Below are 23,523 nucleotides of genomic sequence, written 5' to 3'. Positions count from 1 at the left end.
TTAAACTTCGTCGTCGTCATAAAAAAGTATTGAAATTAGCAAAAGGCTACCGTGGAACCCGCAGTAAGCTATATAGAACGGCTATTCAAATTGTTCGTCGTGCTTTATGTTACGCTTATCGCGACCGTAAAGTTAAAAAACGCGATTTTCGTGCATTGTGGATTCAGCGTATTAATGCTGCAGCTCGTGCGCATGGTATGCCTTACAGCAAATTCATGAATGGTTTAAAGAAGGCAAATATTGTTTTAGATCGTAAACAATTGTCTGAAATTGCAATTCAGGATGGCGCGGTATTTGAAGCTCTTGTTAAGAAATCAATGGCTGCTTTATCAAAATAAGTAAAAATATTGGTACTTGACTCGGAGCGTAGCGCAGCCTGGCTAGCGCACTTGCTTGGGGTGCAAGAGGTCGCAGGTTCAAGTCCTGTCGCTCCGACCATTTTTATTGTTAACATATAATTTTTGAGAAACCGACTTTAGGCAATTCTCTGTATAGGTGGTATAAATATGAAACATCCTATTTTAAAGTCTTTTGAATCAATGCACTTGCGCCAAAAACAGCTTCCTATCTTTAAAGCTGGGGACACCGTTTGCGTTTGGGTAAAAATTCAAGAAGGTACAGAAAAAGATGGAACTCCAAAGTATCGTTTACAATCTTTTGAAGGTACTGTTATTCGTTTTCGTAAGGGAACAACAAATTCAACATTTTTAGTTCGTAAAATGTCTTCTGGTGGTATTGGGGTTGAGCGCAACTTTTATGTACACTCACCTTTAATTGATCATGTTGATGTTAAGGTACGTGGTAAAGTGCGTCGTTCAAGAATTTACTACATTAAGAAGCTTCGCGGTAAGGCTGCTCGTATTTCTAGTCGTTTTGTTTCGGCAGAAGAGCTAAAAAGCTATGAGCAAGCTTAAAAGCAAGCTCAAGTAACGAATCCGTAAAACCCAAAGGGACATCTAATAAAAATCAGATGTCCCTTTGGGTTTTTTATTTAAAAGTTTACGAATAATTTAAGATTTTGTTACTTTAATTTCGTGGTGCCTGAAAATCGGTCACTACGAAATTTTTTAACTAATTGAAAATAAAGAAATAAATTAGTTTGATTGAACGATTTTCAGGCACCTTTTTTTAGAAATTGACTGCTTTTCGGCTTTTGGTAGTTTTTTGATTTTCAATAATATCTTAATATACTAAAATTATTGAAAATTATTCATTAATAATATTGGCATAGTTCTTGCATATAGCAATATGTCAAAGATTCAAATTCTAATCTTTGAGATCAATTTTGAATGGGAGAACCACGATATGGCTGATATTTTTATAAGCAATAAAATAGATTTAAGTACTCGAAGCACAAAGGTTAGAGCAGGTAAGAATAGAAGATCTACAAGAAAAAGTGAATATTTTTCTAGACTACAAGGACCATTGGAGCTTGCATTAAATGAAGTGACTTATTCAATGAGTGCAACGCATAAATGGATTAAGTTGTGTATAACATATGTTGATTTTGTAGCTCCTGGCGAGCTGCTTAGAGAGCCTGGCAGGCTCATGCGTTTGTTGTCTGAGCATCCAAGTGGATTAAAGCGCGACGAGATGTTAAGTAAATTTTATGAGCAATATGAAGAAGCATCTTTGCTTCGAAAAGAAAGTTTTAGGATATGTTTAGAAAAAATAGTTCAACGTGCAAGGGTAATATTCTCAAAATATGATTTAACGATTCAATATTGCAAAGAAACGAAGAGATACTTAATACAACCGCTATTTATATTAAGCAAAGCTGAGAAAAATGTTTTAAATGATAAAAAAGGAGGGAAAAATTAAATGTTTGTTTCTGACTTGTTAAAAGAAAAGAAGGTTCTTGTTACTGGTGGTGGAACTGGTCTTGGTAAAAGTATGTCAGAACGATTTTTAACATTAGGAGCAAAAGTTGTAATATGTGGAAGAAGAGAACAAGTACTGAAAGATACCTGCGATGAGCTTAATGCAAAATTTAATGGAATGGTGACTTATAAAGTTTGTGATGTACGAGATGCTCAATCTATTGAAAAAATGTTGGACGAAATTTGGCAGGATGAACCCATTAATGTCTTAGTTAATAATGCTGCAGGTAATTTTATTTCACGTACCGAAGATCTCTCTTATAGAGCTGTTGATATTGTTTTAAATATTGTTCTGCATGGAACCGCAAACATGACTTTAGACTGCGGTAAGAGATGGTTAAAATTTGGTACAAAGGCAAGTGTTCTCAATATTGTGACAACCTATTCTTGGACTGGATCTGCCTATGTTGTGCCTTCTGCTATGGCTAAGGCAGGTGTTCTAGCTATGACAAGAAGTTTAGCGGTTGAATGGGGAAACAGAGGTATACGAATGAACGCAATAGCTCCTGGTTCATTTCCTACAAAGGGGGCATGGGAAAGATTAGTTCCAAGTGAAGATTTAGGAAAAGTTTTAGAGACCAAAAATCCTCTTGGCAGACATGGAGAACATATTGAATTAGCAAATTTGGCATCCTTTTTGGTTTCTGATTATGCTGGATTTATAAATGGTGAAGTGGTGACAATTGATGGTGGAGAATGGTTACAAGGAGCGGGAGAATTTAATTTTTTAAAGTCATTAAAAAATGAAGATTGGGAAACTCTAAAAAAAAGAAAATAAAATAAATTTGAGCTCTAAATAAAAAACTTATAAAATGAATAATTAATTCTAATATAAAACTTTAAAAAATAATTTGCCCAGTATTTTAAATAATTTAAAAAATTACTATAAATTGAGTTTGTGTTTATAAATAAAATATGTTAATTTTAAGTATGTATTTAATTATTTTATTTATATTAAAATTGTAAACGAGTTTATTTAGGGTAAAAATATGGCTAATAGTATTTTTAATTTTTTGAAACCAATTAATAATATTAAAATAATAAAAAATGAAACAATTGGAGAAGAATTAATTAAAACGTCTGTTAATTTAAAAAATCTGCTAAAAAAAAATAATTTTATTGAAAATAAATATGTAATAATTGGCGTGCCTGATGACAGAGGTGTGAAAGCTAATCTAGGACATCCAGGTGCTGACAAAGGACCAAGTTTATTTAGGAGCTGTTTTTATAATTTATATGACAATTTTATATTTGATAAGAATTCTTTTAGGAATCAAAATAAAAATAAAATATCCCAAAATTTTGTAGATGTTGGTGATATTATTTTGTCAGATTCAATAGAAGAAACCCACGAAAATTTGGCAAAAGTAGTTGAATTTTTTTTAAAACTTAATCCAAAATTAATATTTGTAATTGGTGGTGGTCATGATTTTAGTTATGGAAGTTATAAAGGCCATGTAAATGCTAAAAAAGGACAAGTAATCCCAATAATAAATTTTGATGCGCATCTTGATTTAAGACCAGTAATTGACAATCAAATTAATAGTGGAACAGCTTTTCATCGAATAATTCAAGATTTTAAAAATAATATTATAAATGGAAATGCGTTATTGGAAATTGGAATACAAAGAGAGCGAAACCCTTATTCTTTATATGAATTTGCATTACAGCATAATATAAAAATAATAGAATACACGGCACTTTCAAATGTTTGGAAAGTTTTTAATGGGGAAAAAGGCCAAGCTCCCCTAGAACATATTCGTGATCATATTGATACATGTGCAAACCTTGGATTTGATAGATATAATGGAAGTTTGCATTTTTCTTTATGTTTAGACGTATTTGACCAATCAATTGCTCCTGGAACAAGCGCTTCTACTCCTTTTGGAGCGCAATTCAGGGATTTGGCTCCATCATTTTCCTTTTTAGCAAAATTTAGAGCATGTCGTGTTATGGATATTGCAGAACTGTGTCCAGCAAGGGATACTTTTGAGATGACATCTCGATTATGTGCGTCACTCGTTTATAGAATGGTTATTCTTAAGGAAGAGTACTCCAATGCATTAAGATAACCGTTCACTTGTCGCATTCATCAATATGAGTTAGTTGAACTCGTTGAGGAGGAACTTGGATATGGAGCAATCCGTTAGTTATATAGGTATGCACCCTTATTTGCCTTTATTGCTCATTTTGATTTTTGGGTTAGTACTTGGCCTTGGTGTTAGCGGTATGTCTTTATTGCTTGGCCCTAAAAAGCCAAATACTCGTAAACTTGAAGTTTATGAGTGTGGTCTGCCAATTACAAGCTCAGCAGAACAAAGGTTTTCGATTAAGTTTTATTTGACAGCAATATTATTTATTCTTTTTGATATTGAAACAATCTTTATGTATCTTTGGTCAACTGCATTTGACTATTTAGGGTGGTTTGGAATTGTTGAGGTCGGAATATTTATTGCAACACTAACTGTTGGTTACATTTATGTACTCAGGCGTGGCGCACTTCGTTGGGATTAAGAGGTGAAGTCAAATGATGGATTTTAATTTAGTACAAATTATTAGTACAATACTATTAATGCTTCTTGGAATTGCGGTTGGAGCTCAAATTGCTCCTATTATGAGTTGGGCTGAAAGACGACAATGCGCAATTATTCAAAGACGTATTGGACCTAATCGAGTCGGTATATTTAAATTTAGAATTTTTGGTTTAGGGCAACCTATTGCTGATGCGATTAAGCTTCTTTTTAAAGAAGATTTTGTTCCTCCTTATGTTCACAAAGCATTTTATGTAATGGCTCCTGTAATTCCAGTGGTTACAGGATTAGCTGTGACAGTGGCTATTCCTTGGGGTAGTTTTGTTTTATTTAATGATCAAATAATTTCATTACAAGCTGTTAGTTTAAATTCAGGATTTTTATTAATATTTGCTTTATCTTCATTAGCTGTTTATGGGGTTACACTTGCAGGCTGGTCATCAAATAATAAGTATTCTTTATTAGGTGGTCTTCGCGCTTCGGCGCAAATGATTAGTTATGAAGTTGCAATGGGACTAAGTATTATTCCTTTAGTTTTTATTTGGGGAACACTAGATCTACAAATAATGATAACGAAACAAGCAGATGTTCTTTGGGGATTTATTCCAAATTGGGGAATTATACATGCTCCAATTTCATTTATTATTTTTATTGTAACTATTTTTGCTGAAACAAATCGACTTCCTTTTGACCTTGCAGAAAGCGAGGGTGAGTTGGTGGCAGGATTTTTAACAGAATATGGCGCAATGCGTTGGTCGCTTTTTTTCTTGGGCGAATATTCAATGATGTTTGTAATGTGCGTTCTTACTGTGTCTTTGTTTTTTGGTGGTTATGAATTACCATGGATTACACAATCATATCTATTGGAAGTGCTAACTCCTCAGTTTGGAGAAGTATTAACAAGATGGTTCCTATTACCATTGGGAATAGTTGTTCTTCTTGCTAAAGTAATTCTATTAATGTGGATATTTATTCAGGTTCGCTTTACAATACCTCGCTTTCGTTATGATCAATTGATGAAATTGGGTTGGGTATATTTATTGCCGATTGCGCTCATAAATCTTATTATTTCTGCAATTGTAACAGCAATTGTCAAGTTTCATTAGAAAAAGGAAGAATAGATTATGATGACTCAAATTTCTTTTTTAATCATGGGAATCATGACTGTATTTTTATCGATCATGATGATTAGCCGCAAATGGCCTGTTACGGCATCGATGATACTAATTATAGTTATGATGTTAATTGCAGGAATGTTTGGAATGCTGGGAGCGCATTTTTCTGCCGTCGCTCAAATTATTGTTTATGCAGGCGCCATTATGGTGGTTTTTGTATTTGTAATCATGCTTTTAAATTTGCCTCCCGAGGAATTGAGATATGGCAGAATTACAATATTTGAGCTTATATATATTGTATTAGGTTTTTTAATTGCATTATTTTTAGGAACAAAAGTTGGTCAAGGTTACTTATTATCAGCATTAAATTCGCAAACGTTGATTAATTCTCGTCCTCCCTATTATCCAGACTCTATGAATGAAAATGTAAAAAATGTTTCTGCACTAATGTTTACAGATTATTTATGGGCTTTTGAGCTTATTAGTTTTTTGATTCTTGTAGCAATTATTGGTGCAATAGTTATAGCAAAGAAAGCGAAGGTGAATGATGCCAAGTCTTCCTGAATTAGGGATTTATTTTGCATTATTATTATTTATTGTAGGCATGTTAGGCGTTATGCTAAGAAAAAATATTATTTTTATGATGCTTAGCGTAGAAGTTATGTTAAATGCAGCGAATCTTGCTTTTATCAGTGCAAGCAGTATGACGAATACCATTGATGGACAAGTTATTATGTTTTTTGTAATGGCTGTTGCTGCATGTGAAGCAGGGGTAGGACTTGCTCTTATTGTTTCGCTTTACAGAGAAAAATCAACTTTAGAAATTGATGATCTCAGAATGCTTAGAGGATAAAAATGCAAGAACAAACATTGGTTACCTTAATTGTACTTATTCCTTTATTAGGGGCATTAATTAATGCATTTCTCCTTCGAAATGCGAGTATTGGTTTGATTTGCACTATTGCCACTGGTGTGGTCGTTTTTCCATTTATATTTTCTTTAAAATTATTTTTTGATTCTATTATTTTAGGAAATACAATTACTGTTAATTTATTTGATTGGATATCTGTTCCTCTTGTTAATGGAAAAGAATTTAATATTCCATTTGGACTCACAGTTGATAGATTGTCAGGAATATTCTTACTTGTGATAACAGGGGTAGGTTCTCTCATTCATTTGTACTCTGGTGAGTACATGCGTCATGAAAAAGGCTCTTACAGATTTTTTGTTTATTTAAATCTATTTATCGTTTCAATGCTTCTTCTTGTTTTAGGCTCAAATATGTTGGTCACATTTTTAGGCTGGGAAGGAGTTGGAGTCTGTTCTTATTTGTTAATTGGTTATTGGTACGAAGATAAAGAAAATTCAATGGCTGCAATTAAAGCTTTTATTGCTAATCGAGTTGGTGATGCAGGTTTTTTAATTGCAATGTTTCTTTGTTATATGCTGTTTAATACAATTAATTACAGTGAACTTGCTGTTGCTATAGCCTCTTTACCACAAGACTTTGTTACTAATAATTCTGTAGAAATTACCCTCATTGGTTTGTGTTTATTACTTGGAGTAGCTGGTAAATCTGCTCAGATTCCTCTTTATACATGGCTGCCTGACGCAATGGCAGGTCCAACACCTGTATCTGCGCTTATTCATGCCGCGACAATGGTGACGTCGGGTATTTATTTGATGAATAGAGTCAGTTACCTTCTTGTATTGAGTCCAAGCGTTATGGCAACAATAGCGATAGTGGGTGCTGCGACCGCAATTTTTTCTGCAACAATAGGTTTTGCGCAAACTGATATTAAAAAAGTTTTGGCTTACTCAACGTGTAGTCAGCTTGGTTACATGGTTTTAGCATGTGGAGTTGGAGCGTTTCAATATGGCGTTGCGCATGTGGTAACTCATGCCTTTTTTAAAGCCTGTTTATTTTTGGGCGCAGGTAGTGTGATTCATGCAATGCATCATGAACAAGATATTAGAAAAATGGGCGGATTATTTAAAAAAATGCCTATTACTTCTGCAACATTTATGATAGCAACCCTTGCAATAATTGGATTTCCAGGGTTTTCCGGATTTTTTTCAAAAGATGCAATTCTTGCTGCCGCGTGGTCTGGGCCTTTTGGCAGTCCTATTTTATGGTTAATTGGTTGGATTACCGCAGGATTTACTGCTTTTTATATGTTGAGACTAACTTGGCTTGTTTTTTTTGGAGAATGCAGAGCGCAGCATCCTGAGCATATTCATGAAACAAATTATGTTATAACTATTCCTTTAATGATATTAGCTGTGCTTTCTATTTTTGGTGGAGCAATAGCAATTCCTGAAGTTTTAACTGGTAAGCCTGATTTTATTACAACATTTTTGTCTCCTGTGCTTGGACAAGCGCAAACAATTTTAACAGCAAGCAACTTTAACTTTGCTCATTTAAGTCACTCTATGGAGTTTAGTCTCATGGGCGCTTCTATATTGATTGTGTTTGTTGGCGCTTCATTTGCTATACTCCTTTATCGCAATGGCCCTCAGGGCGGTGAAAAATTTGCAAATGCATTTGGACCTATTTATCGTTTAGTTCGTGATAAATGGAGAGTTGATGAACTTTATATGTTAGTTTTTATTAAACCACTCGCAAAAATTGGTCAAATATTATATAGTTTTTTTGATAAAAAAGTAATTGAAAATGTTGTAAATGGTATTCCAGAAACTCTTTATACGGGCACAAGCGTTGTGAGTGACACCCAAACAGGATTGGCAAGGAATTACCTTAAGTCTATTTTCATCAGCATTATAATTTTTGGATTAATCCTATTTATTTGAGCAACTGAGAGGACACAATGATCGATGGCGTTTCGCAGTGGATTTTATCGCTGCTTATAATATTTCCAGTTTTAGTTGCATTGATTATCCTTTTGATTCCGACTACGCGTGATTGTCGAGTGCATAAAAATATTGCTTTAATTGGAACAATAGTTGAACTTGTATTTTCGTTACATCTTGTTAAGTATTTTGTACCACATTCTTCTAATTTTCAGTTTGCTCAATTTTTAGGTTGGTTGCCTAAGAGTACTGGAATTAATTATATAGTAGGTGTTGATGGACTAAGCTTAATACTCGTATTACTCACAACAATATTTTCTGTTATTGTTGTGATGACAGCTTATTCAACAATTAATACTGGAATAAAAGGATTTTTCGCTTTGTTTCTTTTATTGCAGTCTGCTATAATTGGTGTTTTTGTATCTTTGGATGTGGTGTTATTTTATGTGTTTTGGGAATTAAGTTTAATTCCTGTGTATTTTATGTTAGGAATTTGGGGCGGAAAAGATCGTGTTTATGCAACTATCAAACTATTTATTTATGGAGTATTTGGTAGTTTATTTATGTTGGTTGCGTTAATTTATTTGTATTATATTCATGGGCAATTAAATTCTGGAATATATTCTTCAAATTTACTAGACTTGTATAAAACAGCTGCAAATTTATCACCTACTGAGCAAACTTCATTATTTTTATGTGTCCTTTTAGCGTTTGGAATTAAAGCGCCTATTTTTCCATTTCATTCATGGTTACCAGATACATACGAACAAGCTCCAGCGACTTATACATTGTTGTCCGGTGTTATTTTAAAGCTTGCAACTTATGGCTTAATTCGTTTTGGAATTTGTTTGTTTCCTACTGCGGCATTAAAATTTTCGACTCCAATTATGATTGTTGCAGTTATTGGTATTATCTATGGAGCCCTAATTGCGTGGCAACAAAAAAATATTAGAAGAATTATGGCATTTTCTTCTTTAAGTCATCTTGGCTTTATAGTTCTCGGTATTTTTTCACTCAATACTATTGGTTTACAAGGTGCTTTATACCAAATGATTAACCATGCAGTGACTGCGGGAGCTTTATTTATTTTATTTAATTTTCTATATCAAAGGCGAAATAGTTTTGATTTAGATGATTTTGGTGGACTTGCAAAAGTGCTTCCGTGGTTTGCTTTTTTCTTTGTAATTGTTGCAATGGGATCTGTTGCTTTACCAAGTACAGGAAGCTTTATTGGAGAATGGCTGATTTTAATTGGAGCGTTCCAAGCAAGCCCAATTATTGGCACAGTTGCAACGTTGGGAGTTATTTTTGGAGCTGTTTATATTTTGTGGGTAACTTATAAAATTTTATTTGGACCACTAGATAAAGCAGAAAACAAACAATTAAGCGGCTTAAGTCGCCTTGAAGTAGCTCAGTTAAGTATTTTAAGTATTTTGATATTTGTTTTAGGATTTGCGTCTTCTGCAATATTAGAGCATTCTAAGCCAACATTATTAAAAATTGAACGAAGTGTGATTAGCCAAACATATTATGCTTCTGAGCTTGCTAATCTTAAGGATTCTACTCTCATGCCTTTAAATACAAAATTAAAAAAGAATACGGAAGGAGTTAAATGATGTCGAATGAATTGATGATATCTCAACTCCAAGAAGCCGTTAAAAATGCTATCCAAACTCGTTTGTGGGATGATATTTTACCTGCTTCATCTTTTTATATTTTAAATATGCCAGTTATGGTTATGCTTTTTGCAGGGCTTGTTACTATGTTACTTGGAGTGTTTAAAACCGCTCCAGATAAACCAAGTTATCCTGCTTGGTATGTTGCCATTGCGGCATGTTTTATTGCTGCAGGTTCTGCGATTTTAAATCAAGCTCAATTTCCTACTGCTTTTTTAGGAAGTGGTGTTTTAATTGACGATATTTCACGACTTTCTTTTATAGTGATTGCATTTGGTACGTTATTTACGCTTCTTGCATGTTCAATGACTCAATTTGGAAAACAACTTTTACGATCAGAGTTATTAACATTAATTTTATTTTCATCTTCTGGCTTGATGGTAATGTGCTCTGCAGGTGAGTTTTTGAGTTTTTTTGTAGGTCTCGAACTAACAAGTATTTCACTTTATGTTTTAGTTGGCTATCAACGTAGATCGCTTCAGGGTATGGAAGCTGCAATCAAATACTTTATTCTTGGCGCTGCAGCAGCCGCATTATTATTAATGGGTGCTGCATTAGTGTATGCAAATATTGGTTCTTTGCGTTTTGCAGATTTCAGTTTGCTTCATCTTTCTTTTTCTAAACCTTTTGGTTTAATCGGCATCCTATTTATATTTTGTGGTCTTGCTTTTAAACTTGCCATCGCTCCTTTTCATTCTTGGGCTCCAGATGTTTATCAAGGAGCAAACTCACACTTAACGGGTTATATGGCTTCTTTAGTGAAATTTAGTATTGCAATTGTTTTGTTAAGATTGTTGAGTCAAGAAGGAACAACCACAGATAGAACTGGTCTCATAATTATTTTTTGGGTATTTGGGGCTCTTTCCATTGCTATAGGCTCTATGTTTGGTTTAGTTCATAATAGCATTAAAAGAATTTTAGCGTATTCTTCAATTGCAAATGCTGGTTACTTTTGCTTAGCGTTTGCATCACTTGCTGCAAATCCTTCTAGTTTGCAAGCAAAACAATCTTTAGTTTCTTACGCAGTGATATATGCGGTATTAAGTATGGGCGCCTTTACTGTTGTAGCTTGGTTAGAAGATTCTAATAGAGAAGATTTATTAAAAGAAGAAATTGCTGGAATAGGTTTTAAAAAACCAGTTGCAGCAGTCACTTTAAGTATATTTTTATTTGGATTTGCTGGTATTCCTCCTGTGGCAGGATTTTTTGGTAAATTTTTCATGATTTTTGCTGCAATGAATGAAGGATTTATTGGGCTTATAATTATTTTAATTATTTTTAGCTGCTTATCTTTATACTTTTATCTCTCCATTATTGCTGAAATGTGGTTTAAACCAGGCACGCGTTATTCGATTCAAAATCAACAATCGCAAGAAACGAATTCGGGTATGATGGTAATGTCGCTTGTTGCAGCAGGTGGTGCTTTATTAATTGGAATTTTAGGGCCATTATGGGCAATGAATATGAGTTACACTCAAGCGCAAGAAAAGAATTTAAGATTAATTAATGTTTCAAAAGAAGTTAGCAATAGTTTTGCTGAAAATGGCAATATTATAGATTAAAAAAAGGTGCAACTAAGGCGTTCCACCTTTTTTACTTTTAGCCGTGACTGAAGTTGTTTTACCTAAACTTTTCTGAATAAATCTCATGACACGTTTTTTTAAATCTTTATCTTCGTCTAAGATGAGCTTAATGACTTCAAGTTCATCAGATGCTCGCATTTTCTTTTTATTTATATCGGGTTTCATAATTTACCTCCCGAATTTTTTTCGGTATATTGAAACTAATGTTCAAATTGGAGTCAAAAATTTGCCGCTCTTTTAATATCTTCAATGAGATCTTCTGAATTTTCGATACCAACAGAAAATCGAATAAGATTTGATGTAATACCAAGTTTTTTTCTATGATCTGGTGGAACACTGGCATGAGTCATAGTTTCTGGATGGTTGACTAAAGATTCAACCCCCCCCAAACTTTCAGCAAGAGAAAAATATTTTAATTTTGAAAGAAATTTTTTTACTTTCTCAAAATCTCCATCAATTCTTGCAGTAATTATACCCGAAAAACCTTTCATTTGTTTTTTTGCAAGAGAATATTGTGGGTGAGATTTTAAACCTGGATAGATAACTTCTGAAAAAATTTTTAACTTTTCCATTTCATGAGCAATAAATTGTGCATTTTCATAATGTTTTATCATTCTTAGAGATAAAGTTTTAATGCTTCTCAGTATTAAAAATGCATCCATTGGTCCATTTACACTGCCTGCTGCAAACTGTAAGAACTTGAGTTGTTCAGCTATTTCATTATTATTAAGCATGACGCAACCTCCAATGATATCGCTATGACCGCCTATGTATTTGGTTGTGCTATGCAAAACAATGTCGGCTCCTAAATCAATAGGATTTTGAAAAATAGGTGATGCGAAAGTGTTATCAACAACTGTTATCGCATTAAATTGCTTTGCTATAGTAGAAATTTTTTCTATATCAATTAATTTAAGAAGTGGATTAGTAGGGCTTTCAAGCCAAACCATCCGTGTATTCTTTTTAAAAAAAGAATCAAATTTATTATTTGTCATGTCTATAAATTCGAAATCAATTTTGTATTTAGAAAATATTTTTCTAAAAAGTCTCCCTGTCCCTCCATAAACATCATCACAAACAAGAACGTGATCTCCTGGAGATAATAGCTGTGCTACAGCTCCTACAGCAGCCAATCCTGACGAAAAAGAAAATGCATATTTGCAATTTTCTAGCTCTGCTAACGCTGTTTCTAGAGCTGTGCGTGTCGGATTTCCGGCTCTGGCATAATCGTAAAGTTTTGGGTTTCCTGGGCTATCTTGGACATATGTTGATGTTTGAAAAATAGGCGTCATAATAGCACCTGTTAGTTCTTCTGGTTTATTGCCAGCATGAACACAGATCGTTTCAAAGTTTTTGGATTTATGTTTCATTGTCTATTTCCTCTTGGATTTCTGGAAAACGAGTAAAATCTAACTTAAGTGTATTTAAAAAAATATTTTCAAAATATTGTTGTTGTTCAATTGAAGTTTTAGGAATTTTAGAACTTGAAAGTAAATTTTGAACAATTTCTGATTCCATCATGTCAGAGTATAGTTCGCAGATGACGGGTTTTTTAGTTAGGTTTTCTAAATTTATATTTTGAGCCATTATTGCTGTATTATGTAACATATGTCTTGGAAATAAGGTTTGTTCGTGAACCCAATTGGAATAGCCTTCTTCATAAAACTTTATAAAAACCTCTTCATTTTTATGATACATTTTATCACCAACAATCCATTGTCCGATTGCTGCCAAATGAATTCTAATTTGATTTGTTCTTCCTGTTTGTGGAAAACAGGCAAACATATTAAAATCGTTAAATGATGCTATTTTGTAAAAACATGTTTCTGCGTGCTGAGGAAACTGTCCATGTACCCAAAGTTTTAATCTAATTAATGAATTTTCTGGTTGTCCTATAGGTAATTTGACCTTAAAATATTGTGGAAGTTTTCGTGTTCCTTTAGTTACAGCAATATACATTTTCTTGATATTGCCTTCTCTAAATGCTTGTGAAATTAAGCTGCGCGTGTCTGGTTTGCGAGCACAGGTTAAAATTCCGCTAGTTTCTCTGTCTATTCTATGAACAGCAGAACACTCTGCATAACCCATTTTTTTTACTATATTTACAAACGTGTTTTTACCATATATCCCAGCCGCATGGATAACCATATTTGGTGGTTTTGCAAAGACACAAACATCACCATCATCAAAAATGACATCAATTTTATCAATTAAATCTGGTTCGTATTCTGGAGGATGAAACAACCAAATTTGATCAAAGTTTTTAATTTTATATGTAGGCTTGATTTTATTTAATACAGGATTTTTTTTGTTTTTATTATGAGCTCCATGTTCAATTAAAACTTCTCCATTTAAAATTCTTGTTCTCCACGTATCTCTGTTATGAAAATGAAATTTATTAGCCATGTACAAATCAATGCGATCATTATTAATAATATTTTCAATTAATGAGCCAATTTTTCTGAAGTCTTCAAGGCGTGGCTCAGTTGTTCTGTCTTCAAGTTTTGTGACTCTTGCTTTTAGCATTGTTTTAAGAACATCAGAAATTTTATCAGGTTGTAGAGCTATATCAGAGGAAAGATTTTTTTTTTGAAATGGAATAATATTTGATGTTTGATTTACAAATTGTTTATTTTTTAAGAAATGTTTTTTATATTTAATTAGCATTTCATTTTCAACATTTAATGAAATTTCAATGTTTAAATTATGATTTGGAAAAATCTCATTTATTACTTTTAATACAGCTTCTGCATTCCCTCCGCTAAAATAACATTTACAAGGAGAATGCATTTGCAAAGTTGTAATAACGCAAGCGGCGGTAGATAGAAAAATTCCTCTTTGTACATAAACTTCTTGATCCCAAAGTTTGTCTTTTGGTGAAAATAATTCATGATTAGCTTGAAATAAAGGGACTAAATCAGTATAATAATTAATAGCATTAAATGCCATTTGAATTCCGGGAAATATGAAATTTTCTAATACAGAGAGGTCTGATGAAACTCCTTCACAGGTGACAGCAGTACCAAAAGAAAATGTAATAATATTTTCTTTTTTTTCTTTAGCAGTTTCATAAGCAAACAAAAACTTTAAAGCTCTATCAGAACCAAGATTTTTGGCGACAAGGTTGCCTTTAAGGTCAATACATTCAAAAATATCTTTTTCTGTCACTTGAATTTCATTAAAAGAAATTTCAGGAAATAAGAATTGAAAGTATTTTTTTATGTTACTAAGGCAAGTTTGAGTTTTATCTGACTTTATTACAGTTGAATAAAGTAGATCAATTTTTTTATTTTTTTCTTGAACAAATTTTGTTGAAAAAGAATTTAAGGCTTTTCTTAACCCATTTTTGTAATCATTGAGAAGAATATCATATGGAATATTAATATTATATGATAAATTTTGAAAATCATTAAATGAAAAATGAGCATTTGTATTTCCAAAATCGATAGCTATTGTAGGTGTTTCATAGTTTGTTGTTTTGATTTTTGTTCTAGTATTAATATTTAATGGAATTTCTTTGTATTCTACATCTCCAGAGATTATAGGAGCATGATTTTCTAGTAATAATTGAGAATTGTCATCTAAACCTAAAAATACTCCAATTTTTGACCCTTTATCAACAGATAATAGTGTTCCGATTGGCAATGATCTTGCAATGACAATTGTTTTTATTTGATCTATAGCTCTTGGAGTACAGAGGTAATCTATAATTTCTTGCATTAAAGAGCTACAAAACTTATTGAGTACAGCTTTTCTAAATTCAGGAGATTTTAAGCTTTTATTGATTTCTTTTTTAACGGATTTATTTTGCTCTGAAAAAAATAAGCTTTCCCAAAATGAACTCGATTTTTCTAAATTTGGGTGCGAAAAAAAATTGAGCCCTATGCCAATATAAAAATCACCAATTTCTTTTTGACTACTAGATGTTTCTGTTAATATACCACAAATTTTTTTGTATGATTTTGTATTAGATTTTTCATCGCTTTTTAAAAATATAATATCATTTGGCCATTTGATATAAATTTCTTTTTTGTTATTTATAGATAACTCTGGAATAATAGTTTGAATAAACCGTTCGGTTGTTTTTAATGCATCTAAAATAGAGCATCCAATTAAAGACGTAATCCAATTTAAAGGTATTTTAATTCTGTTTTTGGGAAAGAAAAATGTTGTAGGAGTAAAGTCAGTTTCGTTCTCAATAGCAGATAATAAATTATTGTAATAAATTTCTTTTGATGCATTATTGATATTTTTTAAATTGGAATTTTCGGAATTTGTATGCCAGGTTGTGCCACCTCGACCTCTACCATGCGTTTGATTTTTGCTCATAAAGGCAATGATTTGATTTTGAATCTTATTTTTATGAACAAAATCTTTGGCAAAGTCCATTGTAGAAGTGGTTGTTTCTGTATAAATTGTAAAAAAGTCATTCTTGTCCATTTTAATTATTGTTACCTTTAAGATAAATAGAGCTGCAAACTGATATCCACCCAAGAAGCTTTATGAATTAAAGCCCCCATACTGAGATAGTTAACACCAATTGTACTAATTTCATTTATATTTTTTTCATCTAAATTGCCACTTAGCTCTAACTTGATATTTTTGTTGTAATTATTTTTTTCTTGCACTGCTATTTTAATGTCATCATTAGAAAAATTATCTAACATAATGACATCAGGTTGTTTTTTTAATGCTGCACGAAATTCAGTTAAATTTGTAACTTCTATTTCAATTTTTGTAAGAATTGGCGCATTATTTGTAAGATTATCTAAAGCAATTTCGATACTGCCAATACTTCTTAAATGGTTTTCTTTTAGCATAGCGCCGCAGTCAAGTCCATGTCTATGATTTCTTGCACCTGCAGTACGAGTTGCATACTTTTCATAGATTCTTAATCCAGGCGTCGTTTTTCTTGTTTCTAGCAGATTAACATCTTCTGAGTATTTCCGAATTTCACTTAAAATTAATTTGGTTTTTGTAGAAATTCCAGATAATTTTGCACCAATATTAAGCGCTGTCCGCTCTGCTAAGAGAATACTGGTTGTATTTGCAATACCTCCTAATATTATATCCCTCTTTTCGACAAGCTCTCCATCTTTAACATCTGAAAAGAGTTTGATTTCACCACCCGATGCTAAATAAAATATCTCTTGCATGATGTTCAAACCGCAAAGAGTAAAGTTTTGTTTGGCAACAATATAAAAATTTGCTAGCTGAACGTCAGTTATACCCGAATATAAAGAAGGGTCTCCTGAGCCATGGTCCTCATCAAGCCACCTTAAGAGATCTGCTTGAACCTTATTTGGGGCTAATCCAAGTTTTGCGTTGCAAAAATGATTAAAATCAGACTGCAATAGCTCTTTTTTTGGCATTGAAAACGGGCAATGAGGCTTTACTTTAGTAAGATCCATAGTGCACCCTATAAGTATGATTAATTGCCAAGGACATCCAAGGCAGGGTACTCATAACATGAATTTTACAATTCAAAAAATACTATCTTCTACGCTTCCAGAAAGTTTTTTGCAGTGTGCAATAGAGCTTGAAGAGAAGGTAAATAATAATAATTTTACATCCTGGTCATTTGCAAATCAGAATGGCTGTATGTCTGCATATTGGGCAGATGAGTATTCTATTAATAATAAAAAAAATAACGATAATCTACATCCTTGTTTTGATCTTTCTAGTTTGACAAAACCATTTTTTATTAATCTATTTTTTAGAGAAAAATTTAAAGATGATTATATAAAAATATTACTAAATCCTTTAAAAGAGATTAATATAGATTTAAATAAAAGTGGAGTAAACAAAAATCTGCTTGATCATTTAATAAATCATAAAAATAGATACACACTAGATTCTTTTTTATCTCATTATTCGGGAGCAAAAAAATGGTTTTGGATGGGTAGTGCTTTGTGGGATCAAAGTAATACTTATTATGATGTTTTAATTAATAAAAAAGATAAAAATTTTATTAATAAAGTGAAAATTAATTTAAATAATAGCGTAATTAAGTCGTTTGATAACATTAGTTACGGTAATAATTGCTATTCAGATGTCAACTATTTTTTATTAGCAAGAATAGTTGAAGATAATTTTTTAGATAATAATGGATGGATTGGGTTGATTAATTTTTTAAATAATAATTTAAATACGAACTTTTATCATTCAAGTATTCATTTAGAAAAAATTAATAATTTTATTCCATTTTATTCTTATATGTCTATAAATAAGGATGAAATTTCATTAATTAAAAAAAACAAATTTAAATATGGATTTTGTAATGATAACAATGCAAATTTTTTGTCTTATTTTAGAGAAAATAGCATTGTTTCTGGCCATGCAGGTTTTTTTGGAAATATAATTGATGTTAAAATTGCAGTAAAAAAATTGATTAATAGTCAAAGAAAAATTTTAAATTCTAAAAATTATATAAGTAAGGTAAATAATCAATTTGTTTTTGGTTTAGATACACCCTCTAAAGAAAATTCAGTATCTGGTATAAAGGATTGGGATTTATATAAAAATAAAGTTTTTGGGCATTTAGGATATACAGGTACTTCGTTTTGGTTTTGTGTTGATGAAAATAAAAATGAGCAGTACCATATTTTACTAACAAATAGAACAGCCAAAAGAAAAAAATATGGAATAAAAAAATGTCCTAGAATATTTATTTATAACGAATATACTTCATGTAGTAAATATTTTTTATTAAATGAAAATGATTTTTATGAATGCAGCGAAGAAGACGTTCAATCAGCACTTTTAGAATCTAGGAAATTGTCGAAGATCATTTGGAATTATTCAGATATTAAGTTAGCTCCTAATATTAATGAATTAAGAATTAACTTAGCAAAAAAACTTTGGAACATTTAATATGAAAAAAATAATTTTTTATACATTTTTTATTTTTGTTGTTTTTCCTTTATTATATTTTATGTATTGGTTAAATAATCCGATAAAAATTAGTGAAAATGATTTTTTATATAATTTAAAAGATGGATTTAGTTTTTCTAAGGTAGCATATGATTTAGAAAAGGAAAATATAATATCTAAACCAAAATTATTAATATTTTATGCGAAGTTCGTAGGAGTAACAAGTAATTTAAAAGTTGGTACATATAAATTTTATCAAGGGATTACGCCAAGTGAAATAATAAGCAAACTTAGAAAAGGTGATACAGAAAAAATTAAAATAACGGTTCCAGAAGGGTTAAATATTTATCAAACTGCAGAATTGTTGAATCAATATTTTCCTACTGCTAGTAAAATCAAATGGTTAGATTTAATGTTCTCTAAAGAGTTAATTGATTATTTAGATTTTGATGCTAGTATAAAAAATTTAGAGGGTTTTTTATTTCCTGAGACTTACATTTTTGACCCAAATTTAGCGCCCAAAAATATTGTGAAAGTTTTTTTAACAGAATTTAAAAAAAATGTTAACACAAATATGCTTGAAGAAGCTAAAAAAATAGGATTAAAACCTTTAGAATATATAACTCTCGCTTCAATAGTTGAAAAAGAAACATCAGTAGATAGTGAGTTGCAAAGAGTGGCAGGTGTATACTGGAATAGATTAAAAATAAAAATGAAATTGCAAGCCGATCCTACTGTTATATATGGAATGTGGAATAGATATAAAGGCAATATCACTAAAAAAGATTTGCTAACTCCAACTCCATATAATACTTATACCAACTATGGTCTTCCGCCTGGTCCTATTGCTAGTCCAGGAAAAGGAGCTTTAATGGCAACTTTATCTCCTATCTCCCAAGATCTTTATTTTGTTGCAAAAGGTGATGGAAGCCATGTTTTTAGTAAAAATCTTCGTGATCATAATAATGCTGTTAAGAATTACCTCATTTTTTTGAGATCGAAAAAGTCAAAGGAATAAAATTTTAATGAGAAATTTTTATGAGGTAGAGAGTAAGTATTTTTTTAATGTACAAAAATATATTGAAAACTGGGAAAATTTTATTGGTTTATCAAATTTAGATACCACACAAGAAAAAAAATTATCGCAAAGTATTGCATCTCATGTATTAAAACTTTGGGCATCTTTTAATAAAGATAGAAAAAATCTTGATAAACATTACATGGACTCTTCTGTAAATATTAAATCTTATTTAGCTTCATTTCTGCTTCCAAACATCGAACGAGTTTTTTCTATATTAGTTAGAAAAGAAAATACTTATTCAATTGAGAAATTACTTAATGATAATGTTGAAGAACTTGTAATTGCTGACTTTGGTTGCGGGCCTTTAAGTGGGACTGTAGGTATTTTAGCATCTTTAGAGTATATTTACAGTAAAAATCCAAATTTAAATAAACCAAAAAAGATTTTTATTTATGCTATTGATCGAGCTAAAAAAGTAATGCAGCAAGGGGCGACTTTAATTGAAAAATCTAAAATTGAAAATGCTGAAATTTTTATTGAACATATTTCTTCAACTGAAAAAATCTTAAAACAAATTCATATAGTAACTTGCATAAACGTTTTTAATGAATTACCAGAAAAGTTTCGTTTAAAAAACTTACAAAATTTGTTTGATCATACTGTTGAAAACGGGCTTATTTTAATTTTAGAGCCTGGTCAAGTTGAACATGCAAAGTCTCTCAGCAATTTAAGAGACGAATTTTTAGAAATCGTTAATGACTGCTCAATTGTTTCTCCATGTCCACATAATAAAAAATGTCCTCTTTCTGGCAAAACATCCCGACAGGATTGGTGTTGGTTTAAGCATTCTTGGAATCCTCCAAAAACAATTTGTCTAATTGATAAATATACAAAATTAGATCATTATGAATTAAATTATTCATACTTAATTTTTCAAAAAGGGATTTATAAAAAATTAGATTTGTATTTTGCTAGAGCTGTTAGCGATGAATTTAGAATACGTGTTGATTCAAATAAAAACTTAGCTACCTATATTAAAAATAATTTAGTTTCTGGAAATTTTGAAGAATTTAATGATATGTTACATAATAAAAATGGAATAAATAAGGTTTTATTATGTACAAAAGAAGGAGATTTAGAATCTGCTTATGTGGTAGCGGATGAAAGTCAAAAGGAGTATCATAGAGGAAATCGTATTAATGATAACTTGGAACTTTATATTAGAACTAAAGAACGTAATTAATGGATAAAAAAATAATATCTTTTTTTAATAAACTAGAAACAATCCATGGCCTTGACGAGACAACTCCTTTTTTTTCAAAAAACTCAGCTGTTTTGGTGCCAATTTTTTGTCCTTATGAAGATTGGTTTAACGATCAAATAAATCTTTTAGAATGGAGAGTTCTTTTTACTGTTAGGGCAAAACATTTAAGATTGCATGGAGGAGAAGTTTCTTTCCCGGGTGGAAAAGTTTTGCCTAATGAAAAGCCTTTAATTGCTGCAATTCGTGAGTCAGAAGAAGAAATTAGTTTAAATAAAAAAGACATTGTGACAACTTTTAAGTTGAATGATTCTTTTGCGCGTTCTGGATTTAGAATCAAACCTTATTGTGCACTACTTTACGAAAATGTAGAATTTTTTTGTAATGAAAGCGAAGTAAGCTGTTATTTTTTGCTATCATTTAAAGAATTATTAAATATTCCTTGTTGGTCTGAAGAACGTAAAATTATGAAAATCACAAGAGAAGTATGGCATTTTCCTATTTTTATTAAAGAAATTGGAGAATTGGATATTTGGGGAGCGACTGGCAATATTTTGAAAGACTTGCTAATCCGTATCAATCATTTTATTAAATAGTAAATCCATGTTTGTTAAAGGAAATATTTGAATATTTTTTATAATTTTGTAATTTTATAATAAAAATACTTCATTACATTTAATTAAATATACTCCGATAAACAAATATATTTATCACTTATTGGATGTTTTAGGTTTGCTATGGATTTCGATAAAAATTTTACATTAAAAAAGCGTTTTAAAATTTTAGTATTTAGCGTACTTTTTAATTTAGTTTTTTTAGGATTATTTGGAATATATTCTTCATATGTTTCTAATAAAAATATGGATGAATCTTTTAATAAATTTTTTCCTTTGTTAAAAAATATTTTATTAGTTGATATGCTGCATGATGGTTTAAAAGGTAATGTAACAAGGGCAGTGTTATCACAATATATTGTAATAGATGATGAAGATAAAAAAGAAATTTTAACTGATAGTAATGAAATGTCTATTAAAATAATAGAGTATATTAATAATGTAAAAAAAATTAATACTGATTCTTTAATTCATGAAGAAATTTTAAAGACTGAACCTATACTTAATAAATATGTTGAAAGTGGAAAAAAAGTAATTCACTCTTCTTTAAATAAAAAGAATGATTATTTAGCTGAATTCCAAAATTTTTTAAAAATCTTTAAAATTTTAGAAGAAGAAATGGAAAAATTATCTACAAAAATTGAAAAAAGTAGTGAGGTTGAAATATTAAAAATCGAGAATGTTTCTAATATATTAAAATTATTTAGTGTTTTGATTATGATTTTTAGCCTAATTTTAACTTTATTAATAAGCTATTACTTTTTTAGAAAAATTGCTTCATCAATTGATAACGTTGTTGTAAAATTAGTCACTCAGGTTGATGACGTGAAAAATCTTTCTAATGAGATGAATAAAACTTCTCAATCTTTAAGTAGTTCAGCGACTCAGCAGAATGATTCGTTACAAAAAACAGCTGCAGCAATTCAGCAAATTAGCACTATGATTAAAAAGACATCAGAATTTGCATTGCAATCTAATCAAACTTCTAAACAGAGTGAGGCGTCTGTAAATGAAGGTAAAAACACAATGGCAGATGTGATTTTAAGTATTCAAAAGATTAAATCGAGTTACGCTCAAGTTTTTGATCAGGTGAAAATAAGCAATAAGAAAATTACAGAAATTACAAAAGTGATTTCTGAAGTTGCAGCAAAAACTCAGGTTATTAACGAAATTGTATTTAAAACTAAGTTACTATCTTTTAATGCTTCTGTAGAGGCTGCTCGGGCGGGAGATCAAGGAAGAGGATTTTCTGTTGTCGCTGAAGAAGTTGGAAATCTAGCAAAAATGAGTGGTGATGCTGCAAAAGAAATTAATGAACTTTTAAAACAAAGTATTGAAACAGTAAATGATATTATTATTTCTTCAACAACTGAAGTCGAAAAATTTTTTAAAATTGGAAACGACAGCATACAAGAAACTACAAATATTACAAAAAGTTTTGATATTGCTATGCAAAATGTTGTTGAAAATGTAACTTTGGTAAATAAATCAGTGAATGATATTACTTTAGCAGCAAAAGAAGAAGAATTGGGTATTTTAGAAATTGTTGAAGCAGTCAATCAGCTTGAAAATGTTGCACAGCTTAATAGTAATGTAGCTAGTCAGTCATACCAATCTGCAAGCAATTTAACAGAGAAAGCAAAAGAAATTAGCAATATAACAGAAGAATTAAAATATATTGTTAGTTCTTAAAAGATAATAAATCTAACTCCCTACAAAAGTCGTAAAAACTAGATTTTTTCCATGAGGAATAGAAATTAATTAAGTCTTGAATCGCAAATAGATCAACTTTACTAAACTCTCCAGCTGATTTTTCGAGTTTAATTGCATTGAAATCTTGTAGTTCTATTAAAAACCAAAGCTGCTCTTGTCCAATATTTCCTTTAAAGCGATTTTTTTTTAAAATCTCTTTTGGAAAAAAATACCGACGCCAGTAAATTGATTGGTAAATAATTTTAAAATCTTTTTCTGTAACGCCAAGCTCTTCTTTGGTTTCGCGAATTATCGCATCCATTGGGTTTTTATCTGTTTTTTCAATTCCGCCTTGGACATTTTGCCAGGTTCTGTGATCAGAACGAAAACAGCCTAAATATCTATTTTTATAACGTATAAGTGCGGCAACATTTTCTCTAAACATTTGGTACCTTTTTAAGTTAAA

At 31.0% G+C, this 23,523-nt stretch carries 22 protein-coding genes and 1 tRNA gene (1 of these 23 only partly in view); 18 read left to right on the top strand and 5 right to left on the bottom strand.

Annotated elements, in window-relative coordinates:
* The 13 genes from rplT to Spiro2_RS11850 form a co-directional block, all read left to right on the top strand.
* On the top strand, positions 1-338 hold the 3' portion of the coding sequence (gene rplT, locus Spiro2_RS11910) for a 50S ribosomal protein L20 (RefSeq protein WP_338636062.1). 22 nt of this gene lie to the left of the window's left edge; only the last 338 of its 360 coding nucleotides appear in the window; the start codon falls outside the window, past its left edge; its stop codon occupies positions 336-338.
* A gap of 22 nt (positions 339-360) precedes the next feature.
* Positions 361-438 (top strand) — tRNA-Pro (locus tag Spiro2_RS11905).
* Positions 439-506: 68 nt separating this feature from the next.
* Complete coding sequence (rplS, locus tag Spiro2_RS11900; protein ID WP_338636060.1) at positions 507-914, top strand: 50S ribosomal protein L19; 408 nt, start codon at positions 507-509, stop codon at positions 912-914.
* A 391-nt stretch (positions 915-1,305) separates the two neighbouring features.
* Positions 1,306-1,821, top strand: a complete 516-nt coding sequence (locus tag Spiro2_RS11895; protein ID WP_338636059.1) for a hypothetical protein — start codon at positions 1,306-1,308, stop codon at positions 1,819-1,821.
* The gene (locus Spiro2_RS11890; protein WP_338636058.1) at positions 1,822-2,658 is read left to right on the top strand and encodes an SDR family oxidoreductase; all 837 of its coding nucleotides are present in this window, start codon (positions 1,822-1,824) and stop codon (positions 2,656-2,658) included.
* Between the two features lie 211 nt (positions 2,659-2,869).
* Positions 2,870-3,952: a formimidoylglutamase gene (locus Spiro2_RS11885; RefSeq protein WP_338636057.1), complete on the top strand. Its 1,083-nt coding sequence runs from the start codon at positions 2,870-2,872 to the stop codon at positions 3,950-3,952.
* Positions 3,953-4,013: 61 nt separating this feature from the next.
* Entirely contained in the window at positions 4,014-4,394 is a 381-nt protein-coding gene (locus tag Spiro2_RS11880; RefSeq protein ID WP_338636056.1) for an NADH-quinone oxidoreductase subunit A, read from the top strand.
* A gap of 13 nt (positions 4,395-4,407) precedes the next feature.
* Positions 4,408-5,517, top strand: a complete 1,110-nt coding sequence (locus Spiro2_RS11875; protein WP_338636055.1) for a complex I subunit 1/NuoH family protein — start codon at positions 4,408-4,410, stop codon at positions 5,515-5,517.
* Between the two features lie 18 nt (positions 5,518-5,535).
* Positions 5,536-6,090: an NADH-quinone oxidoreductase subunit J gene (locus Spiro2_RS11870; protein WP_338636054.1), complete on the top strand. Its 555-nt coding sequence runs from the start codon at positions 5,536-5,538 to the stop codon at positions 6,088-6,090.
* Complete coding sequence (nuoK, locus tag Spiro2_RS11865) at positions 6,074-6,379, top strand: NADH-quinone oxidoreductase subunit NuoK (RefSeq protein ID WP_338636052.1); 306 nt, start codon at positions 6,074-6,076, stop codon at positions 6,377-6,379. The genes Spiro2_RS11870 and nuoK overlap by 17 nt, the downstream gene beginning before the upstream one ends.
* A 2-nt stretch (positions 6,380-6,381) precedes the next feature.
* Entirely contained in the window at positions 6,382-8,337 is a 1,956-nt protein-coding gene (gene nuoL, locus Spiro2_RS11860) for an NADH-quinone oxidoreductase subunit L (protein ID WP_338636050.1), read from the top strand.
* A 17-nt stretch (positions 8,338-8,354) separates the two neighbouring features.
* Positions 8,355-9,953 (top strand): NADH-quinone oxidoreductase subunit M, encoded by a 1,599-nt coding sequence (locus tag Spiro2_RS11855; RefSeq protein ID WP_338636049.1) that lies wholly within the window; start codon positions 8,355-8,357, stop codon positions 9,951-9,953.
* Positions 9,950-11,575 (top strand): NADH-quinone oxidoreductase subunit N, encoded by a 1,626-nt coding sequence (locus tag Spiro2_RS11850; RefSeq protein WP_338636047.1) that lies wholly within the window; start codon positions 9,950-9,952, stop codon positions 11,573-11,575. The genes Spiro2_RS11855 and Spiro2_RS11850 overlap by 4 nt, the downstream gene beginning before the upstream one ends.
* A 12-nt stretch (positions 11,576-11,587) precedes the next feature.
* Here Spiro2_RS11850 and Spiro2_RS11845 read toward each other — a convergent pair whose 3' ends face one another.
* From Spiro2_RS11845 to nadC, 4 genes are read right to left on the bottom strand one after another with little or no spacing between them, the layout of a single operon-like run.
* Entirely contained in the window at positions 11,588-11,761 is a 174-nt protein-coding gene (locus tag Spiro2_RS11845) for a hypothetical protein (protein ID WP_338636046.1), read from the bottom strand.
* Positions 11,762-11,814: 53 nt separating this feature from the next.
* Positions 11,815-12,966 carry a PLP-dependent aspartate aminotransferase family protein gene (locus Spiro2_RS11840; protein ID WP_338636045.1) on the bottom strand — a complete coding sequence of 384 codons (1,152 nt, stop codon included), beginning with the start codon at positions 12,964-12,966 and terminating at the stop codon, positions 11,815-11,817.
* Positions 12,956-16,036 carry a type III pantothenate kinase gene (locus Spiro2_RS11835; protein WP_338636043.1) on the bottom strand — a complete coding sequence of 1,027 codons (3,081 nt, stop codon included), beginning with the start codon at positions 16,034-16,036 and terminating at the stop codon, positions 12,956-12,958. Before Spiro2_RS11835 ends, Spiro2_RS11840 begins: the two co-directional genes overlap by 11 nt.
* A gap of 17 nt (positions 16,037-16,053) precedes the next feature.
* Entirely contained in the window at positions 16,054-17,007 is a 954-nt protein-coding gene (gene nadC / locus Spiro2_RS11830; RefSeq protein WP_338636042.1) for a carboxylating nicotinate-nucleotide diphosphorylase, read from the bottom strand.
* A gap of 58 nt (positions 17,008-17,065) precedes the next feature.
* Here nadC and Spiro2_RS11825 point away from each other — a divergent pair, with 58 nt between their 5' ends.
* The 5 genes from Spiro2_RS11825 (at position 17,066) to Spiro2_RS11805 (ending at position 23,057) form a co-directional block, all read left to right on the top strand.
* A complete protein-coding gene (locus Spiro2_RS11825) occupies positions 17,066-18,469 on the top strand; it encodes a hypothetical protein (protein WP_338636040.1) in 1,404 nt (467 codons plus the stop codon).
* A gap of 1 nt (position 18,470) precedes the next feature.
* Entirely contained in the window at positions 18,471-19,487 is a 1,017-nt protein-coding gene (mltG, locus tag Spiro2_RS11820; RefSeq protein ID WP_338636038.1) for an endolytic transglycosylase MltG, read from the top strand.
* Between the two features lie 7 nt (positions 19,488-19,494).
* Complete coding sequence (locus Spiro2_RS11815) at positions 19,495-20,733, top strand: small ribosomal subunit Rsm22 family protein (RefSeq protein ID WP_338636037.1); 1,239 nt, start codon at positions 19,495-19,497, stop codon at positions 20,731-20,733.
* The gene (locus Spiro2_RS11810; protein WP_338636036.1) at positions 20,733-21,347 is read left to right on the top strand and encodes an NUDIX hydrolase; all 615 of its coding nucleotides are present in this window, start codon (positions 20,733-20,735) and stop codon (positions 21,345-21,347) included. The genes Spiro2_RS11815 and Spiro2_RS11810 overlap by 1 nt, the downstream gene beginning before the upstream one ends.
* A 141-nt stretch (positions 21,348-21,488) precedes the next feature.
* Positions 21,489-23,057, top strand: a complete 1,569-nt coding sequence (locus Spiro2_RS11805; RefSeq protein WP_338636035.1) for a HAMP domain-containing methyl-accepting chemotaxis protein — start codon at positions 21,489-21,491, stop codon at positions 23,055-23,057.
* Here the strand turns inward: Spiro2_RS11805 and Spiro2_RS11800 are convergent.
* Positions 23,047-23,502, bottom strand: coding sequence for an NUDIX domain-containing protein (locus Spiro2_RS11800; protein ID WP_338636034.1), 456 nt, complete (start codon positions 23,500-23,502; stop codon positions 23,047-23,049). The two genes, Spiro2_RS11805 and Spiro2_RS11800, sit on opposite strands and share 11 nt — an antisense overlap.
* Positions 23,503-23,523: the final 21 nt, after the last annotated feature.

The organism is Spirobacillus cienkowskii (assembly GCF_037081835.1).
In the GTDB taxonomy this organism is placed as follows: domain Bacteria; phylum Bdellovibrionota_B; class Oligoflexia; order Silvanigrellales; family Silvanigrellaceae; genus Silvanigrella; species Silvanigrella cienkowskii.
Note: the sequence above shows the minus strand (reverse complement) of the source record. Positions and strands in the feature narration are given on the sequence as shown.

Coding starts and splice junctions, on each gene's coding strand:
- Spiro2_RS11805 (WP_338636035.1), top strand. CDS start 21,489: ATGGATTTCGATAAAAATTTTACATTAAAAAAGCGTTTTAAAATTTTA.
- Spiro2_RS11895 (WP_338636059.1), top strand. CDS start 1,306: ATGGCTGATATTTTTATAAGCAATAAAATAGATTTAAGTACTCGAAGC.
- Spiro2_RS11825 (WP_338636040.1), top strand. CDS start 17,066: ATGAATTTTACAATTCAAAAAATACTATCTTCTACGCTTCCAGAAAGT.
- Spiro2_RS11800 (WP_338636034.1), bottom strand. CDS start 23,502: ATGTTTAGAGAAAATGTTGCCGCACTTATACGTTATAAAAATAGATAT.
- Spiro2_RS11880 (WP_338636056.1), top strand. CDS start 4,014: ATGGAGCAATCCGTTAGTTATATAGGTATGCACCCTTATTTGCCTTTA.
- Spiro2_RS11815 (WP_338636037.1), top strand. CDS start 19,495: ATGAGAAATTTTTATGAGGTAGAGAGTAAGTATTTTTTTAATGTACAA.
- nuoK (WP_338636052.1), top strand. CDS start 6,074: ATGCCAAGTCTTCCTGAATTAGGGATTTATTTTGCATTATTATTATTT.
- Spiro2_RS11870 (WP_338636054.1), top strand. CDS start 5,536: ATGATGACTCAAATTTCTTTTTTAATCATGGGAATCATGACTGTATTT.
- Spiro2_RS11855 (WP_338636049.1), top strand. CDS start 8,355: ATGATCGATGGCGTTTCGCAGTGGATTTTATCGCTGCTTATAATATTT.
- Spiro2_RS11875 (WP_338636055.1), top strand. CDS start 4,408: ATGATGGATTTTAATTTAGTACAAATTATTAGTACAATACTATTAATG.
- rplS (WP_338636060.1), top strand. CDS start 507: ATGAAACATCCTATTTTAAAGTCTTTTGAATCAATGCACTTGCGCCAA.
- Spiro2_RS11885 (WP_338636057.1), top strand. CDS start 2,870: ATGGCTAATAGTATTTTTAATTTTTTGAAACCAATTAATAATATTAAA.
- Spiro2_RS11835 (WP_338636043.1), bottom strand. CDS start 16,036: ATGGACAAGAATGACTTTTTTACAATTTATACAGAAACAACCACTTCT.
- Spiro2_RS11840 (WP_338636045.1), bottom strand. CDS start 12,966: ATGAAACATAAATCCAAAAACTTTGAAACGATCTGTGTTCATGCTGGC.
- nuoL (WP_338636050.1), top strand. CDS start 6,382: ATGCAAGAACAAACATTGGTTACCTTAATTGTACTTATTCCTTTATTA.
- Spiro2_RS11810 (WP_338636036.1), top strand. CDS start 20,733: ATGGATAAAAAAATAATATCTTTTTTTAATAAACTAGAAACAATCCAT.
- nadC (WP_338636042.1), bottom strand. CDS start 17,007: ATGGATCTTACTAAAGTAAAGCCTCATTGCCCGTTTTCAATGCCAAAA.
- Spiro2_RS11845 (WP_338636046.1), bottom strand. CDS start 11,761: ATGAAACCCGATATAAATAAAAAGAAAATGCGAGCATCTGATGAACTT.
- Spiro2_RS11890 (WP_338636058.1), top strand. CDS start 1,822: ATGTTTGTTTCTGACTTGTTAAAAGAAAAGAAGGTTCTTGTTACTGGT.
- mltG (WP_338636038.1), top strand. CDS start 18,471: ATGAAAAAAATAATTTTTTATACATTTTTTATTTTTGTTGTTTTTCCT.
- Spiro2_RS11850 (WP_338636047.1), top strand. CDS start 9,950: ATGATGTCGAATGAATTGATGATATCTCAACTCCAAGAAGCCGTTAAA.